The 16,680-nt window shown below is 62.5% G+C and carries 16 protein-coding genes; 7 read left to right on the top strand and 9 right to left on the bottom strand.

Annotated elements, in window-relative coordinates:
• Positions 1 to 2: 2 nt before the first annotated feature.
• Positions 3 to 743: a two-component system response regulator OmpR gene (gene ompR / locus ACFY9W_RS08750; protein WP_016484407.1), complete on the bottom strand. Its 741-nt coding sequence runs from the start codon at positions 741 to 743 to the stop codon at positions 3 to 5.
• A gap of 217 nt (positions 744 to 960) precedes the next feature.
• On the opposite strand from ompR, the gene ACFY9W_RS08755 reads away from it, so the two are divergent.
• The 4 genes from ACFY9W_RS08755 to ACFY9W_RS08770 all read left to right on the top strand — a co-directional run bounded on the left by ACFY9W_RS08755 (position 961) and on the right by ACFY9W_RS08770 (position 6,165).
• The gene (locus ACFY9W_RS08755; protein WP_391128492.1) at positions 961 to 3,285 is read left to right on the top strand and encodes a Tex-like N-terminal domain-containing protein; all 2,325 of its coding nucleotides are present in this window, start codon (positions 961 to 963) and stop codon (positions 3,283 to 3,285) included.
• The gene (locus ACFY9W_RS08760; RefSeq protein WP_391128495.1) at positions 3,285 to 3,668 is read left to right on the top strand and encodes a hotdog fold thioesterase; all 384 of its coding nucleotides are present in this window, start codon (positions 3,285 to 3,287) and stop codon (positions 3,666 to 3,668) included. Before ACFY9W_RS08755 ends, ACFY9W_RS08760 begins: the two co-directional genes overlap by 1 nt.
• Before the next feature lie 287 nt (positions 3,669 to 3,955).
• Entirely contained in the window at positions 3,956 to 5,533 is a 1,578-nt protein-coding gene (gene gshA / locus ACFY9W_RS08765) for a glutamate--cysteine ligase (RefSeq protein WP_391128498.1), read from the top strand.
• Positions 5,533 to 6,165 (top strand): TetR family transcriptional regulator, encoded by a 633-nt coding sequence (locus ACFY9W_RS08770; protein WP_391128501.1) that lies wholly within the window; start codon positions 5,533 to 5,535, stop codon positions 6,163 to 6,165. Before gshA ends, ACFY9W_RS08770 begins: the two co-directional genes overlap by 1 nt.
• Positions 6,166 to 6,295: 130 nt before the next feature.
• On the opposite strand, the gene ACFY9W_RS08775 is transcribed toward ACFY9W_RS08770, so the two are convergent.
• The 8 genes from ACFY9W_RS08775 to ACFY9W_RS08810 form a co-directional block, all read right to left on the bottom strand.
• The gene (locus ACFY9W_RS08775; RefSeq protein ID WP_008095172.1) at positions 6,296 to 6,511 is read right to left on the bottom strand and encodes a molybdopterin-binding protein; all 216 of its coding nucleotides are present in this window, start codon (positions 6,509 to 6,511) and stop codon (positions 6,296 to 6,298) included.
• Between the two features lie 44 nt (positions 6,512 to 6,555).
• Positions 6,556 to 7,368 carry an aliphatic sulfonates ABC transporter ATP-binding protein gene (gene ssuB / locus ACFY9W_RS08780; protein WP_391128505.1) on the bottom strand — a complete coding sequence of 271 codons (813 nt, stop codon included), beginning with the start codon at positions 7,366 to 7,368 and terminating at the stop codon, positions 6,556 to 6,558.
• Positions 7,365 to 8,162 (bottom strand): aliphatic sulfonate ABC transporter permease SsuC, encoded by a 798-nt coding sequence (gene ssuC, locus ACFY9W_RS08785; RefSeq protein WP_391128507.1) that lies wholly within the window; start codon positions 8,160 to 8,162, stop codon positions 7,365 to 7,367. Before ssuC ends, ssuB begins: the two co-directional genes overlap by 4 nt.
• Positions 8,163 to 8,172: 10 nt before the next feature.
• On the bottom strand, positions 8,173 to 9,321 hold the full coding sequence (ssuD, locus tag ACFY9W_RS08790) for an FMNH2-dependent alkanesulfonate monooxygenase (protein WP_391128510.1): 1,149 nt from the start codon (positions 9,319 to 9,321) through the stop codon (positions 8,173 to 8,175).
• A gap of 59 nt (positions 9,322 to 9,380) precedes the next feature.
• A complete protein-coding gene (locus tag ACFY9W_RS08795) occupies positions 9,381 to 10,346 on the bottom strand; it encodes an aliphatic sulfonate ABC transporter substrate-binding protein (protein WP_391128513.1) in 966 nt (321 codons plus the stop codon).
• A gap of 84 nt (positions 10,347 to 10,430) precedes the next feature.
• The gene (ssuE, locus tag ACFY9W_RS08800) at positions 10,431 to 11,024 is read right to left on the bottom strand and encodes an NADPH-dependent FMN reductase (RefSeq protein WP_391128516.1); all 594 of its coding nucleotides are present in this window, start codon (positions 11,022 to 11,024) and stop codon (positions 10,431 to 10,433) included.
• 251 nt (positions 11,025 to 11,275) lie between these two features.
• Positions 11,276 to 11,914 (bottom strand): peroxiredoxin, encoded by a 639-nt coding sequence (locus ACFY9W_RS08805; RefSeq protein ID WP_016497546.1) that lies wholly within the window; start codon positions 11,912 to 11,914, stop codon positions 11,276 to 11,278.
• A gap of 165 nt (positions 11,915 to 12,079) precedes the next feature.
• Complete coding sequence (locus tag ACFY9W_RS08810; protein ID WP_391128519.1) at positions 12,080 to 13,405, bottom strand: OprD family outer membrane porin; 1,326 nt, start codon at positions 13,403 to 13,405, stop codon at positions 12,080 to 12,082.
• 650 nt (positions 13,406 to 14,055) lie between these two features.
• Between ACFY9W_RS08810 and tauA the strand changes: the two genes are divergently transcribed.
• From tauA to tauC, 3 genes are read left to right on the top strand one after another with little or no spacing between them, the layout of a single operon-like run.
• Positions 14,056 to 15,027: a taurine ABC transporter substrate-binding protein gene (gene tauA, locus ACFY9W_RS08815; protein WP_391128522.1), complete on the top strand. Its 972-nt coding sequence runs from the start codon at positions 14,056 to 14,058 to the stop codon at positions 15,025 to 15,027.
• A gap of 13 nt (positions 15,028 to 15,040) precedes the next feature.
• Positions 15,041 to 15,829: a taurine ABC transporter ATP-binding subunit gene (gene tauB, locus ACFY9W_RS08820; protein WP_391128525.1), complete on the top strand. Its 789-nt coding sequence runs from the start codon at positions 15,041 to 15,043 to the stop codon at positions 15,827 to 15,829.
• A complete protein-coding gene (gene tauC / locus ACFY9W_RS08825) occupies positions 15,826 to 16,665 on the top strand; it encodes a taurine ABC transporter permease TauC (RefSeq protein WP_391128528.1) in 840 nt (279 codons plus the stop codon). The genes tauB and tauC overlap by 4 nt, the downstream gene beginning before the upstream one ends.
• Positions 16,666 to 16,680 lie beyond the last annotated feature (15 nt).

Below are 16,680 nucleotides of genomic sequence, written 5' to 3' on the forward strand. Positions count from 1 at the left end.
CATCATTTACCCGCGTTTCCGTCCGGCACGAACACGTAGCCCACGCCCCACACGGTCTGGATGTAACGCGGCTTGGACGGGTCCGGCTCGATCATGCGGCGCAGGCGCGAGATCTGCACGTCGATGGAGCGCTCCAGTGCATCCCACTCGCGGCCACGGGCCAGGTTCATCAGCTTGTCGCGGGTCAGCGGCTCGCGGGCATGCATCACCAAGGCCTTGAGCACGGCGAACTCGCCGGTGGTAAGCATGTGCACTTCGTCGCCACGCTTGAGTTCGCGGGTCGCCAGCGACAGCTCGTAGTCGCCGAAGGTGACCGACTCGTCTTCGCTGCCCGGAGCACCCGGCACTGCCGGTGCCTGACGGCGCAGTACGGCCTTGACGCGGGCCATCAGCTCGTCCGGGTTGAACGGCTTGCCCAGGTAGTCGTCGGCGCCCAGCTCCAGGCCCTTGATTCGGCTGAGCTCGTCGCCTTTGGCGGTGAGCATGATGATCGGGATCTGGTTGTTCTGCTGGCGCAGGCGCTTGCACGCGGACAGGCCATCCTCACCCGGCAGCATCAGGTCGAGCACCACCAGGTTGAACACCTCGCGCTGCAGCAGGCGGTCCATCTGCTCGGTGTTGGGCACCGCGCGGGCACGGTAGCCCTTGCTGGTGAAGAAACGTTCCAGCAGGCTGCTAAGCCCCGGATCGTCGTCGACGATGAGAATCTTGTCACCTTCAGCGGTGTTTGCGGTGCCGGTCATGAATTACTCCTCTGATATCGCCGCGCATTATGGCGTAGCCATTGCTGCACGTTGCGTGAGCATTGTTAGCAGATTTTTCCCCGGGCGCCAGTTCCGGCTGGCCGGGCGCCATCACCGCAAGCGGTTTGCGATGGGTATAATGCGCGGCTTTCATCCAGCGCCGCCGGGCGAAAAGCCCACAGGCGACCCCCGTATTCACAAATGTCAGGTGGTTTACATGGACAGCATCAACAGCCGTATCGCCGAGGAACTGGGCGTACGCCCCCAGCAGGTCGAGGCGGCCGTGGGCCTGTTGGACGAAGGCTCGACAGTGCCTTTCATCGCCCGTTACCGCAAGGAAGTGACCGGTAGCCTGGACGACACCCAGCTGCGCCATCTGGAAGAGCGCCTGCGCTACCTGCGCGAACTCGACGAGCGCCGCGCCAGCATCCTGTCCAGCATCGAGGAACAGGGCAAGCTGACCCCGGAACTGGCCCGCGAAATCAAGCTGGCCGACACCAAGACCCGCCTCGAAGACCTGTACCTGCCGTACAAGCAGAAGCGCCGCACCAAAGGCCAGATCGCCCTGGAAGCCGGCCTGGGCGAACTGGCCGATGGCTTGTTCAACGACCCGGCCCTGGCCCCGGAGAGCGAAGCTGCACGCTTCGTCAACGCCGAAAAAGGCGTGGCCGACGTCAAGGCTGCGCTGGAAGGCGCCAAGTACATCCTGATGGAGCGCTTTGCCGAAGACGCGGCCCTGCTCGACAAGCTGCGCAACTTCCTCAAGCAGGAGTCGGTGCTCAGCGCCCGTGTGGTGGCCGGCAAGGAAGAAGAAGGCGCCAAGTTCCGCGACTACTTCGCCCACGACGAACTGCTGCGCAACGCTCCGTCGCACCGTGCCCTGGCGATCTTCCGCGGGCGCAACGAAGGCGTGCTGAGCGCCTCGCTGAAAGTGGGCGAAGAGCTGCCTGGCACCCTGCACCCGTGCGAAGTGATGATCGGCAACCACGTCGGCATCGAAAACCGCAGCCGCCCGGCCGACAAGTGGCTGGGCGAAGTGGTGCGCTGGACCTGGAAGGTCAAGCTCTACACCCACCTGGAAACCGACCTGTTCGGCGAATTGCGCGACAACGCCGAAGGCGAGGCGATCAACGTGTTCGCCCACAACCTGCACGACCTGCTGCTGGCCGCCCCTGCCGGCCCGCGTGCCACCCTGGGCTTTGACCCGGGCCTGCGTACCGGCTGCAAGATTGCCGTGGTCGATGCCACCGGCAAGCTGCTGGACTACACGACGGTGTACCCACACGCGCCGAAAAATGACTGGGACCGCACCATTTCCGTCATGGCCGCCCTGTGCGCCAAGCACTCGGTGGAACTGATTGCCATCGGCAACGGCACCGCCAGCCGCGAAAGCGACAAGCTGGTGGCAGAGCTGGTGAAAAAGTATCCAGCACTGAAAATCACCAAGATCATGGTCTCCGAAGCCGGCGCTTCGGTGTACTCGGCATCTGAACTGGCCGCCCGCGAGTTCCCGGACCTGGACGTTTCGATCCGTGGCGCCGTGTCGATCGCCCGCCGCCTGCAGGACCCGCTGGCCGAGCTGGTGAAAATCGACCCGAAATCCATCGGTGTCGGCCAGTACCAGCACGATGTTTCCCAGCTGAAACTGGCACGCGGCCTGGACGCCGTGGTCGAGGACTGTGTGAACGCCGTGGGTGTGGATGTGAACACCGCCTCGGTGGCGCTGCTGACCCGTATTTCTGGGCTCAACGCCACGCTGGCACAGAACATCGTCGCCCACCGCGACGCCAACGGCCCGTTCGCCACCCGTGCGGCGCTGAAAAAGGTCAGCCGCCTGGGCGAGAAAACCTTCGAACAGGCCGCCGGCTTCCTGCGCGTGATGAACGGCGACAACCCGCTGGACGCTTCCGCAGTGCACCCCGAAGCCTACCCGCTGGTGCAACGCATTGCTGCCGACACCGACCGCGACATCCGCTCGCTGATCGGCGACAGCAGCTTCCTCAAGCGCCTGGACCCAAGGAAATTCACCGACGAGTCTTTCGGCCTGCCGACCGTCACCGACATTCTGCATGAGCTGGACAAGCCTGGCCGTGACCCGCGCCCCGAGTTCAAGACCGCCACCTTCCAGGACGGCGTCGAAGACCTCAAGGACCTGGAGCCAGGCATGATCCTCGAAGGCGTGGTGACCAACGTCACCAACTTTGGTGCCTTCGTCGACATCGGCGTGCACCAGGACGGCCTGGTGCACATCTCGGCGCTGTCGGAGAAGTTCATCAAAGACCCGCGTGAAGCGGTCAAGGCCGGCGATGTGGTCAAGGTCAAAGTCATGGAGGTGGACATCCCGCGCAAGCGCGTTGGCCTGTCCATGCGCATGAGCGACACCCCGGGCGAAAAGGTCGAAGGCAACCGCGGCGGCAACCGTGGCAATGGCGGCAACCGTCAGCAGCAGGCTCCACGCCCGCGTGAAACTGCCACTGCCGCACCGGCCAACAACGCCATGGCCTCGCTGTTCGCCAACGCCAAGCAGTTGAAGAAGAAGTGATGGACGTACCACGCGAATACGTCGAAAGCGCCTTCAGCCAACTGTTGGGCTGCCGCCTGCAACGCCTGGAAACAGGTGTTGCCGAAGTGGCCCTGCCCCTCGAAGCGCATTTGCGCAACCGGGGCCAGAAGCTGCACGGCGGGGCGATCTTCAGCCTGGTGGACATCGCCATGGGCCTGGCCTGCTCGGCCAGCCATGGCTTCGACCAGCAAAGCGTCACCATCGAGTGCAAGATCAACTACATGCGTGCCGTGAGTGACGGCGAAGTGGTGTGCACCGCCCGTGTACTGCACGCCGGGCGGCGTACCCTGGTGGTCGACGCCGACGTAGTCCAGGGCGACAACCTGGTGGCGAAAGCGCAAGGAACCTTCGCGGTTCTCTAGCCCACCAAGCAATATCTGCGGTATTTTTGGCAACAGCCGGGGGCCGCTTCGCAGCCCATCGCCGGCAAGCCGGGCTCCCACAGGTAACCCACAAACCTGAATATGGTGGTGTTCCTGTGGGAGCCCGGCTTGCCGGCGATGGGGCGCGCAGCGGCCCCTGCAGTCGGCGCTGCGCAATGCCGGAACCGCGTAAACCAGGCGACAACGCCAGTTCCTTTTCCAACTACCCTTGTAGACCGTCTTTGCTACCCCCATATTGGGGCGACTGACGCGTGAAGGAATACATCTTGAGCGACCTCCTCAACCGCCGCCTGAGCCTGCTCGGCGCCAATCTCCCCCTGCTCAAGCAGTGCCTGCACGGTATTGAGCGCGAATGCCTGCGCGTGACCGACGAAGGTCGCCTGGCCCAGACCCCGCATCCGCAAGCCCTGGGATCGGCGCTGACCAACGAGCAGATCACTACCGATTATTCCGAGTCGCTGCTGGAGTTCATCACCCCGGCCCTGCCCGACCCGGCCAAGGTGCTCGAAAGCCTCGAACAGACCCACCGTTTCGTCTACAGCAAGCTGGGCGACGAGTACCTGTGGAGCCCGTCGATGCCATGCACGCTGCCGGCCGAGGAGGATATCCCGATTGCCGAGTACGGCACCTCGAACATCGGCAAGCTCAAGCATGTCTACCGCAAGGGCCTGGCCCTGCGCTACGGCCGCACCATGCAGTGCATCGCCGGTATCCATTACAACTTCTCGCTGCCCGAAGCCCTGTGGCCTCTGCTGCGCGAAGCCGAAGGCAGCACCGAAGACAACCGCGACTACCAGTCGTCGGCCTACATCGCGCTAATCCGCAACTTCCGTCGCTACAGCTGGTTGCTGATGTACCTGTTCGGCGCGTCGCCAGCGCTGGACAAAGGCTTCCTGCGTGGCCGCCCGCACCAGCTCGAAGAGCTGGACGCCGAAACCCTGTTCCTGCCCTACGCCACCAGCCTGCGCATGAGTGACCTGGGCTACCAGAGCAACGCCCAGGCCGGCCTCACGCCGTGCTACAACAACCTGGCCAGCTACACCGACAGCCTGCGCAAGGCGGTGGGCACGCCCTACCCGCCTTACGTGGAAGTCGGCACGCACGTGGACGGCGAGTGGGTGCAGCTGAACACCAACATCCTGCAGATCGAAAACGAGTACTACTCGAACATCCGCCCCAAGCGGGTCACCTATACGGGCGAACGGCCAATCCAGGCCCTGACCTCGCGCGGCGTGCAGTATGTGGAAGTGCGTTGCCTGGACATCAACCCGTTCCTGCCGGTGGGCATCGACCTGACCGAGGCGCGCTTCCTGGATGCGTTCCTGCTGTTCTGCGCGCTGGAAGACAGCCCGCAGCTGGACAATGGCGAATGCGGCCAGTGCACCAGCAACTTCCTGACCGTGGTCAAGGAAGGCCGCCGCCCGGGGCTGGAGCTGCACCGCAATGGCCAGCCGATCGGCTTGAAAGACTGGGCCAGCGAGCTGATCGAACGTATCCGGCAACTGGCCAACCTGCTCGACCAGGCCCAAGGCTTTGATGAGCACGCCAAGGCGCTGGATGCACAGCAGGCCAAGGTTGACGACACCTCGCTGACACCGTCGGCCCAGGTGCTGGCACGCATGACCGAGCATGACGAGAGCTTCATCGCGTTCTCGCTGCGGCAAAGCCGGATCCACGCCGAAACCTTCCGCGAGCAGCCACTGAGCAATGAGCAGCAACAGGCCTTCGAAACACTGGCCCGCGACTCGCTCGCCAAGCAGTCGGAGCTGGAACAGGAAGAAGTCGGTGACTTCGACCTGTTCGTCGGCGCCTACCAGGCTAGCATCCTGGCCATCAGCAACTGATGAACCGCACCGCCACCCCGCGCAAGCCGCGCGCCAGCAGCCAGGCCAGGATCGAAGCGATCCTGGCGGCTGCGCGTGAGCTGCTGGCCGAACACGGGGTGGCGGCGCTGTCCATCTACAGCGTGGCCGAGCGGGCACAGATTCCGCCGTCGTCGGTGTATCACTTCTTCGCCAGCGTGCCAGCGTTGCTGGAAGCGCTGACTGCCGATGTACACCGGGCGTTTCGCGAAGCACTGGGCGCACCCATCGACAGCAGCATGTTCAGCACCTGGCACGAGCTGTCACGGCTGATCGAAGAACGCATGCTAGAGATCTATAACGGGGATGCCGCAGCGCGGCAGCTGATCCTCGCCCAGCATGGGCTGAGTGAGGTGGTGCAGGCCGACCGGCAGCACGACATGGAATTGGGCGACTTGATGCACAAGTTGTTCGACCAGCATTTTCACCTGCCGGTGATGCCGCTGGATGTGGACGTGTTTGCGCTGGCCATGGAGTTGAGCGACCGGGTGTATGCGCGGTCGGTACAGCTGCACGAGGCGATCACCCCGCGCATGGCCGAGGAAGGCAAGCGGGTGTTCGAGGCGTATCTGGGGTTGTATCTACCGCCGTTTCTGGCCAAGCGTTCCAGCTGAAATTATTGGGGCTGCTTTGCAGCCCTTCGCGGGCATGCCCGCTCCCACATTTTCCGCTGTACGCAGGACCATGTGGGAGCGGGCGAGCCCGCGAAGGGCCGCAACGCGGCCCCAATATCGAACTGCCCCATCACAGCTTGGCGATAGACACTTCAGTCGACTTCACGAAGGCAATCACTTCGCTGCCCACTTGCAGTTCCAGCTCTTTGACCGAGCGGGTGGTGATGACCGAAGTCACGATGCCCGAGGCGGTCTGCACGTCGATTTCCGACAGTACCGGGCCTTCGAGGATTTCTTTCACGGTGCCTTTGAACTGGTTGCGGACGTTGATGGCTTTGATAGTCATGATGTAATTCCTTCTCTATGGCTTCAGTCGGGTAAGTGAGTCAATCAGTGAGCCCAACGCAGTTGCGTGGGCAGAGGGGCTACAGGGTCCGGCTCGGGCGCAGTGCCCGGGGCCGACAGAACACGGTTGAGCACTTCGCTTTCCAGTGCAGCCAGGCGGTGCGAACCACGCGCCCTGGGCCGTGCCAGGTCGACAGTAAGGTCGAGCCCGACCTCGCCGTCCTCGATCAGGATCACCCGGTCAGCCACGGCGACCGCCTCGCTGACATCGTGGGTGACCAGCAGCACAGTGAAACCGTGCTGACGCCACAGGCGTTCGATCAGTTGCTGCATTTCGATACGGGTCAATGCATCCAGCGCACCCAACGGCTCATCCAGCAGCAGCAGGCGCGGTTGGTGAATCAGCGCACGGGCCAATGCCACACGCTGCTTCTGGCCACCCGACAGTGCCGCTGGCCACTCATTGGCGCGGTCGGCAAGGCCAACCGCCTCAAGTGCATCCAGTGCCCGTGAACGCCAGTCGCCAGAAAGGCCCAGGCCTACGTTGTCGATCACCTTCTTCCACGGCAGCAGGCGTGCGTCCTGGAACATCAGGCGGGTTTCTTCACGGGCCTCTTCCAGCGGCGCAGCGCCGGCCAGCAGTTGCCCGGCAGTAGGCTGGTCGAGCCCGGCCAGCAGGCGCAGCAGGGTGCTTTTACCGCAGCCGCTGCGGCCAACAATGGCGACGAACTGACCAGCCGGGATGTGCAGGTCGATGCCCTTCAACACTTCGCGCTGGCCAAAGGCCTTGCGCAGGCCGTTGGAGGCCAGCGGGATGCCACGCAACAGGCGTGGCGGCTGTTCCTTGAGCACGGTCATGCGCCCTCCTTCTTGGCCACTTGGTAGGCCGGGTGCCAGCGCAACCACACACGTTCCAGGCCGCGGGCGGCGAGGTCGGCGAGCTTGCCGAGCACGGCATACAGGACGATGGCCAGTACCACCACGTCGGTCTGCAGGAATTCACGGGCGTTCATCGCCAGGTAACCGATGCCGGCGTTGGCCGAAATGGTTTCGGCAACGATCAAGGTCAGCCACATGAAGCCCAGGGCAAAGCGCACGCCCACCAGGATCGACGGCAGTGCGCCCGGCAGGATTACCTGGCGGAACAGGCTGAAGCCCGACAGGCCGTAGCTGCGTGCCATCTCGACCAGCTGCGGGTCAACGTTACGAATACCGTGGTAGGTGTTCAGGTAGATCGGGAACAGCGTGCCCAGCGCAACCAGGAAGATCTTTGCCGATTCGTCGATGCCGAACCACAGGATCACCAGCGGGATCAGCGCCAGGTGCGGCACGTTGCGGATCATCTGCACCGAACTGTCGAGCAGGCGTTCGCCCCAGTTCGACAGGCCGGTGATGAAGCCCAGCACCAGGCCGATGCTGCCACCGATGACGAAGCCCAGGCCGGCACGCCAGCCACTGATGGCCAGGTGGGTCCAGATATCGCCGCTGCGTACCAGCTCGACACCGGCGCTGACCACAGCGCTGGGTGCCGGCAGGATGCGCGTCGACAGCCAGCCAGCGCTGACCGCCAGCTGCCAGGCTGCCAACAGCAGTACTGGCAGCGCCCACGGCGCCAGGCGTTGGGCCAGGTTGGAGGAAGTTGCACGACTCATGGCCCGGCCCTCAGCTCTGCGACACAGACTTGGGCAGGATGTCGTTGGCCACCATCTCGCCGAAGGGGCTCACGTAGCCGCCGGTTTTCGGTTGCTCCGGGCGCTGTACGTCGAGGTGCGGGAACAGCAGCTCGGCAACGCGGTACGACTCTTCCAGGTGTGGGTAACCCGAGAAGATGAAGGTATCGATACCCAGATCAGCGTATTCCTTTACCCGCGCTGCCACGGTCGGGCCATCACCCACCAGTGCGGTACCGGCGCCGCCGCGGACCAGGCCAACACCGGCCCACAGGTTGGGGCTGACTTCCAGGTTGTCGCGGTTGCCGCCGTGCAGGGCAGCCATGCGTTGCTGGCCTACCGAGTCAAAGCGCGACAGCGAGGCCTGGGCCCGGGCGATGGTGTCGTCGTCCAGGTGCGAGATCAGCTTGTCGGCGGCAGCCCAGGCTTCTTCGTTGGTTTCACGCACGATCACGTGCAGACGAATCCCGAAGCGTACCTCACGGCCCTGGGCAGCTGCCTTTTCGCGCACCTGGGCGATCTTCTCGGCAACCGCTGCAGGTGGCTCGCCCCAGGTCAGGTACAACTCGACCTGTTCGGCGGCGAGGTCCTGGGCAGCTTCGGACGAACCGCCGAAATACAGCGGCGGACGTGGTTGCTGAATCGGCGGGTAGAGCAGCTTGGCGCCCTTCACCTGAATGTGCTTGCCGTCGTAGTCGACGTTTTCGCCTTCCAGCACCTTGCGCCAGATACGGGTGAACTCGACCGAGGCTTCGTAGCGCTCCTGGTGGTTCAGGTGCAGGCCATCACCGGCCAGTTCGTCCGGGTCGCCACCAGTCACCAGGTTGAACAAGGCACGGCCATTGGACAGGCGGTCCAGGGTTGCTGCCTGGCGTGCGGCCACGGTTGGCGAAATGATGCCTGGGCGCAGGGCAACCAGGAATTTCAGGTGCTGGGTCACGGGGATCAGCGACGCTGCCACCAGCCAGGAATCCTCGCAGGAGCGCCCGGTGGGGATCAGCACGCCACCAAAGCCAAGGCGGTCGGCCGCCTGGGCGATCTGCTGCAGGTAGCCATGGTCAACGGCGCGAGCGCCATCGGACGTGCCCAGGTACTTACCGTCACCGTGCGTAGGAAGGAACCAGAAAATGTTAAGGCTCATTGGAGTTGTCTCCTCAAGGGTGGCTCAGCCAGGGCGGCGCCCCGGCGCAGGCGAATCAATCAAGGCGCGCTAGCGACCTTGGCCGGGGGTGTCCAGATCACGTCCTTGATGCTCAGCGGCTTTGGTATCAGCTTGAGCGCCTGGAAGGTGTCGGCGATTTTCTGTTGTGCGGCCACGACCTCGGGAGTCAGCGGTGCAGCACCGTAGCCTTGGCGCTTGACCGAGGTCAGGGTGATGTCGGCGGGCAGGCCGAGCAGCGGTGCAACCTGGTCGGTCACCTCCTGCGGGTTGGCCTGGGACCACTCGCCCACGGCACGCACTTCCTCGATCAGGGTGTTGATCACCGCCGGGTGCTGGGTCGCGTAGTTGCGGGTGGCGAGGTAGAACTGGTGGTTGTCGACCAGGCCCTTGCCATCACGCAAGGTACGCGCCTGCAGCTGCTGTTCGGCGGCTGCCTGGTACGGGTCCCAGATCACCCAGGCATCGACGCTGCCACGCTCGAAGGCGGCGCGGGCATCAGCCGGCGGCAGGTAAACGGGCTGGATGTCGCTGTACTTCAGGCCAGCATCTTCCAGGGCGCGGACCAGCAGGTAGTGCACGTTGGAACCTTTGTTGAGCGCGACTTTCTTGCCCTTCAGGTCCTTGACCGACTGGACCGGTGACCCCTTCGGCACCAGGATCGCCTCGCTGTGCGGTGCTGGCGGCTCATAGGCTACGTAGAGCAGATCGGCGCCGGCAGCCTGGGCGAATACGGGCGGGGTTTCGCCGGTAACGCCAAAATCGATGGAGCCAACGTTCAGCCCTTCAAGCAGCTGCGGGCCGCCGGGGAATTCGGTCCACTGCACCTGCACGCCCTGCTCGGCCAGGCGCTTCTCCAGCGTGCCTTTGGCTTTGAGCAGCACCAGGGTGCCGTATTTCTGGTAACCGATACGCAGGCTCTCGGCCTGGGCTTGGGTAATGGCGCCGAAGGACACAGCCGCCGCAAACAGGGCGACCAGACCGCGACGCAAGAAGACTGTGCGCATGGCGCTCTCCTGTACGTTTGGGTTCGGGTTGCACCTGCTTGCCTCGTTGTCGGGCGAGTAAGGTGGTAAAGCGGGGTGTGCCGGTCAGATGCTCCAGCGAGCGCTGATCAGGCGTTCATTCAGTACGCCGGGGGCCACGGGGCGTGGCCGACGGGCCAAGGCAACGTGGAAGGTTTCCAGCGAGTCCAGCAGGCGTTCTTCCAGCGCCGGTACCAATTGCGCGGGCTTCGTGCCCTCTGCGTAAGCCACCTGGCTGTCGTCGGCAAAGATCCCTTGCAGGGTCTCTTGTGCCTTGAGTGCCGACAGCACGGGTTTCAATGCGTAATCCACCGCCAGCATGTGGGCGATGCTGCCGCCGGTGGCGATTGGCAACACGATCTTGTGTGCCAGGGCGCGCTCAGGCAGCAGGTCGAGCAAGGTTTTCAGTGCACCGGCAAACGACGCCTTGTACACCGGGGTTGAAACGATCAGGCCATCGGCCTGGGCTACCAGCTGCTGGAAGTGCTGCACATGCGGGCTGTCGAAACGAGCGTGGAGCAGGTCTTCGGCGGGGAAGTCCCGTACCTGGAACGTCACGACCTCGACGCCTTGGTCCTGCAGCCACTGGCGCGAACGCTCCAGCAACACGCCGGAGCGTGAACGAGGGCTTGGGCTACCACCGATTGATACGACCAGCATTGCAGCGCTTCCTTGTGTTCTGTTGGGAGTGACATTAACAGTCACCGCATATATCTAGAAATCATATTTTTTCATTTGGTTATTCCATTTTTGATTTTGTATTTCAGGGCCTATTCGCGGGCATGCGCGGTCCCTGTGGGAGCGGGCGCGCCCGCGAAGAAGCCCACACAGTTCTTGCAGCCATAAAAAAAAGGCCGTCGAAACGGCCCGAAAATCCCTGCTTGGCTAAGAGCAATGCAACGAGGAATCCATTAACGATTGGGCTGAGGGGTCAGCCGCAGATAGGGTTTGACCGCCCGGTAACCTTTGGGGAAGCGCTGCTTGATCTCTTCCTCATCCTTGAGCGAAGGCACGATCACCACCTCGTCACCGTCCTGCCAGTTACCTGGTGTGGCGACCTTGTGGTTGTCGGTCAGCTGCAGCGAGTCGATCACCCGCAAAATTTCGTTGAAGTTGCGCCCGGTACTGGCCGGATAGGTGATGGTCAGGCGCACCTTCTTGTTCGGGTCGATCACGAACAGCGAGCGCACGGTGAGGGTGTCGCTGGCGTTCGGGTGGATCAGGTCGTACAGGTCGGAGACCTTGCGGTCAGCGTCGGCGATGATCGGGAAGTTGACCACGGTGTTCTGGGTCTCGTTGATGTCCTCGATCCACTTGTGGTGCGAGTCGACCGGGTCTACCGACAGGGCAATGGCCTTGACCCCGCGCTTGGCGAAATCGTCCTTGAGCTTGGCAGTCAGGCCCAGCTCGGTGGTGCACACCGGGGTGAAGTCGGCCGGGTGGGAGAACAACACCCCCCAGCTGTTGCCCAGCCACTCGTGGAAGCGGATCTTGCCTTCGCTGGAATCCTGTTCGAAATCGGGGGCGATATCGCCGAGTTTGAGGCTCATGGGCTGCGGCTCCTTGGCTGGGTTCTGTACCGTATGGGTTCAATGTGCCTGCATTCGATTAAAAACAAAAAGAATAAATAACGATTTATTTATAACCTTAAAGCATACTAATTTGCAGGCACAAAAAAGCCTCGCACTAGGCGAGGCTTCTTGTTCAGCTACGGCTTACAGGAAGTTGTAAGTGTAGTTCACGATGAAGCGAGTCTGGTCCTGATCGTTGGCAGAGCCGGAACCGGTACCACGATACACACCTTGACGCAGGCTGAAGCCCAGGCCTTTGAGCGTACCTTCCTGCAGCACATAATCAACGCGCGCGTCGCGCTCCCACTCAGTGAAGGTGCCATTACCATTGGTGCTACGGCCATCTTCACCACGCAGGTAAGCTACAGACGCTTTCAGGCCTGGTACGCCCAAGCTGGCGAAATCATACGAATATTGACCAAAGGTAGTGTTTTCACCTGCTTTGGCAAACTGGTTGATCATGCTGTCGGTGAACAGGTAGAAGCTCGAGCCGCCAGCACCTTCATCAACCAAGCTGCCTTGGTTCAACCATACGAAACCACCGTCATCACTGACCTGCTGGTGACCCAGCATCAGAGCATGGCCACCCAGGGTGTAGGTGAACATTGCAGACCAGGTCTTGTTATCGACCTCGCCTGGATTCTTGGCATACCCGCCGTTGTTCTTGAACTCATAGCCAGCTTCGCCATTGCGACCGTCCTTGCTACTGTCGAAATAGCGCAGGTCGGTTTTGAACGACTGATCGTCAGCAATCTTGAACACATGAGTAGCGCCCAGGAAGTGCTGCTTGTAGAAATCTTCCAGGTTCGAGTAGTAGTACTGCAGAGTCAGGTCAGGAGTGAGCTTGTAATCCAGACCCGCGTAGCGGAATTTGTTGCTCTCCTGAGTCGCGCCTTGTACCGAAAGACCAGTGCGGTTGCTCGATGCACGGCCCATGGCGTGAGTCAGCTGACCAGCGTTAATGGTCAGATTGTCGATTTCCTTCGACTGGATAGTACCGCCCTCGAAGGTCTGCGGCAGCAGACGGCCATCGTTGGAAACAAGGATTGGCAAGTTCGGCGCGAGTGCGCTACCGAAATGCGCTTCCGTCTTCGAGAAGCGAGCCTTGGCGTTGGCACCGAAGCGAGCCCACTGGGCTGCCGAACCTTTGCCGTCATCCGGGAAGAAACCGCTCTTGTGGTAGCCCTCGCCACCGTCCAGGTGGATACCCCACAGGGCCTGCGCGTCGACCCCGAAGCCTACGGTGCCTTCGGTGAAGCCGGAGATGTAGTCAAGCTTGAAGCCTTGACCGGATTCACGCTGATCCGGACGCTCGGCCCCGGCTGCGGCGTGAGCTTCACGGTTGTCGTTGTTGAAGTACATGGTGCGCGAGCTGAGCGACAGTTTGCTGTCTTCAACGAAACCGGCAGCGCCTGCTGTTTGGGCGAAAACCCCCAGTGCCACGGCCACGGCCAGGCTGGACTTGTACATGTTTTGCTCCTCTACGTTCTAATTCTTGTGTATCTCTGGCGGCGGGGTCTGTTGCCCCGCTCACCGTGGATTGGCGATTTAGTCCCAAAGCGTGACCATGAAGTCAATCGTTTCTAAACGTTTCGCGACTTTGGTCTAAGACGCCACCTGCGCTACAGGATAATGACAATCCTATAAATCCAAAATGACCGTTTTATGAATTTGTAAGATTTTTAAGGAATATGTTAGGAACCTTTACTGCCATTCGTTGTAGCAAGCGCCCAATCAATAACCTTTAGTTATTTGCAAACGTTTGCTCATAACCTAATAACGTATCGTTCTATAAGGACGAGGAAGCCTAGCAGCTAGCTCTGATTTCGCCATTCGCGAGGATCATCCCAAGTCGGAACGTTGTGCGTTCGCTGTGGGAGCGGCCTTGTGTCGCGAAAGGGCTGCACAGCAGCCCCAGCGATTTCTGCTGCGCTGCTGAAGCCGAGGGGCCGCTGCGCGCCCCAATCGCGACACAAGGCCGCTCCCACACAGAGCCCCCGCTCCTGGGCTTAAAGCATTTGGCTCCTAAGCTAATGCAAAAAAGTTATTTATTTGTAAATTCTTAGATCATTTAGTCTTCTCGCCATCCATCACACCGATTGCCTGACGAGAGGTTCACCATGATCCCGCACGCTCCGCTGCGCCTGTTCGCCGCCCTGACCCTCGCCGGCACCAGCTGGTTTGCCCAGGCTGCCGACCTGACCGTGGCCTACCAGACCACGGTCGACCCGGCCAAAGTGGCCCAGGTCGATGGCGACTACGAAAAAGCCAGCAAGGCCAGCATCGATTGGCGCAAATTCGATAACGGCGCCGATGTGATCACAGCGGTGGCCAGCGGCGACGTGCAGATCGGCTACCTCGGCTCCAGCCCGCTGGCCGCTGCCGCCACCCGCAAGCTGCCGGTGGAAACCTTCCTCATCGCCACCCAGATTGGCGCCGGTGAAGCATTGGTCGCCCGCGACAGCATCAAGACCCCGCAAGACCTGATCGGCAAGAAGGTCGCCGTGCCGTTCGTTTCCACTGGCCATTACAGCCTGCTGGCCGCCCTGAAAAGCTGGAACATCGACCCGTCCAAGGTACAGATCCTCAACCTGGCACCACCGGCCATCATTGCCGCCTGGAAGCGCGGCGACATCGACGCCACCTACGTGTGGGACCCAGCCCTGGGCGTGGCCAAGGAAAACGGCAAGGTGCTGATCACCTCGGGCGAGCTGGCCCAGAAAGGCGCACCTACGTTCGACGCCTGGATTGTGCGCAAGGACTTCGCCGAGAAGCACCCTGAAGTGATCAAGGCCTTTGCCAAGGTCACCCTCGATGCCTACGCCGACTACCGCAAAGACCCGAAAGCCTGGCTGGCCGACAAGGCCAACGTAGACAAGCTGGTGAAATTGTCCGGTGCCAAGGCCAGCGACATCCCGGTGCTGCTGGAGGGCAACGTCTACCCGCTGGCCGCCGACCAGGCCAACGCCCTGGGCGCACCGACCACCCAGGCACTGACCGACACGGCCAACTTCCTCAAGCAGCAAGGCAAGGTCGACGCCGTACTGCCGGACTACTCGCCGTACGTCAGCGCCAAGTTCCTTCCAAACTGATCCGGAGCCCGTCATGGCCTTGCTCGAGCTGGAGCGCATCAGCGCACAGTACCCTGGCGCCAGCACCCCGGTGCTGGCCGACATCAACCTGAGCCTGGGGCCGCGCCAGTTGCTGGTGGCCTTGGGGCCTTCCGGCAGCGGCAAGACTTCGCTGCTGAACCTGATCGCCGGCTTTGTCGCCCCCAGCGGCGGGCGCATCACCCTCGACGGCGTGCCGGTGCAAGGCCCCGGTGCGGAGCGCGGCGTGGTGTTCCAGGACGATGCCTTGCTGCCGTGGCAGAACGTGCTGGGCAATGTCGCCTTCGGCCTCGAGCTGGCTGGTGTGCCTCGCGCCAAGCGAGAAGCCAAGGCCCGTGAAATGCTCGCCCTCGTCGACCTCGATGGCTTTGGCGAGCGGCGTATCTGGCAGTTGTCCGGTGGCCAGAAGCAGCGCGTAGGCCTGGCCCGCGCACTGGCGGCCGACCCTCGCGTATTGCTGATGGACGAACCGTTTGGCGCCCTTGATGCCTTCACCCGCGAGCAGATGCAAGAACTGCTGTTGCAGGTGTGGCAGCGCACCGCCAAGCCGGTGTTCCTGATTACCCACGACATCGAAGAAGCCGTGTTCCTTGCCAGCGAACTGGTACTGCTGGCCCCCAACCCGGGGCGAGTGGTGGAACGCCTGCAACTGGACTTTGGCCAGCGCTATGCCGCTGGTGAATCGGCTCGGGCGATCAAGTCCGACCCCGCCTTTATCGAAACCCGCGAGCATGTGCTGGCGCGGGTGTTCTCCCAACGCCAAAACCTGCAGGAGCGCGCATGAGCAGCCTGGACCTGCCGGTAGCCGGCAAACACCAAGCCCAAACCCGGCCTGTTGCAACAGCACGCCGGCAACTTTCTACCCGCTGGATCAGCACCCTGACCCTGGCCAGCCTGCTGCTGGTCTGGTGGCTGGTGACGGCCGCAGGCTGGATCGAGCCGCTGTTCCTGCCTTCGCCTGGCGACATCCTGGCCAGGGCCTGGACCCTGCTGACCCAGGGTTACATGGATGCCAGCCTGTGGCAGCACCTGGGCGCAAGCCTGGGCCGTATCGGCCTGGCGCTGATAGCCGCAACCCTGACCGCGATACCGGTCGGCATCGCCATCGGCTACAACCGCGTGGCGCGGGGCATCCTCGACCCGCTGATCGAGTTCTACCGGCCTATCCCGCCGCTGGCCTACCTGCCGCTGATCGTCATCTGGTGCGGCATCGGCGAGCTGTCGAAGGTGTTGCTGATCTACCTGGCGATCTTCGCCCCCATCGCCATTGCCACTGCCACCGGCGTGCGCACGGTCGACCCGGCCAAGCTGCGTGCAGCGCAGTCGCTGGGCGCCACCAAGGCCCAACTGATCCGCCATGTGATCCTGCCCAGCGCGCTGCCCGACATTCTTACCGGCATCCGCATCGGCCTGGGGGTCGGCTGGTCGACCCTGGTGGCCGCCGAGCTGATCGCCGCCACCAGCGGCCTGGGCTTCATGGTGCAGTCGGCGGCTCAGTTCCTGGTCACCGACGTAGTGGTGCTGGGGATCCTGTTGATCGCCCTGATTGCCTTCGCCCTGGAAATGAGCCTGCGTGCCCTGCAACGCAAACTGGTGCCCTGGCACGGGCAGAGCCACTGATTGCCGACTGACCAC

The sequence above is a fragment of the Pseudomonas sp. NPDC008258 genome, from assembly GCF_042956345.1.
Lineage (GTDB): Bacteria > Pseudomonadota > Gammaproteobacteria > Pseudomonadales > Pseudomonadaceae > Aquipseudomonas.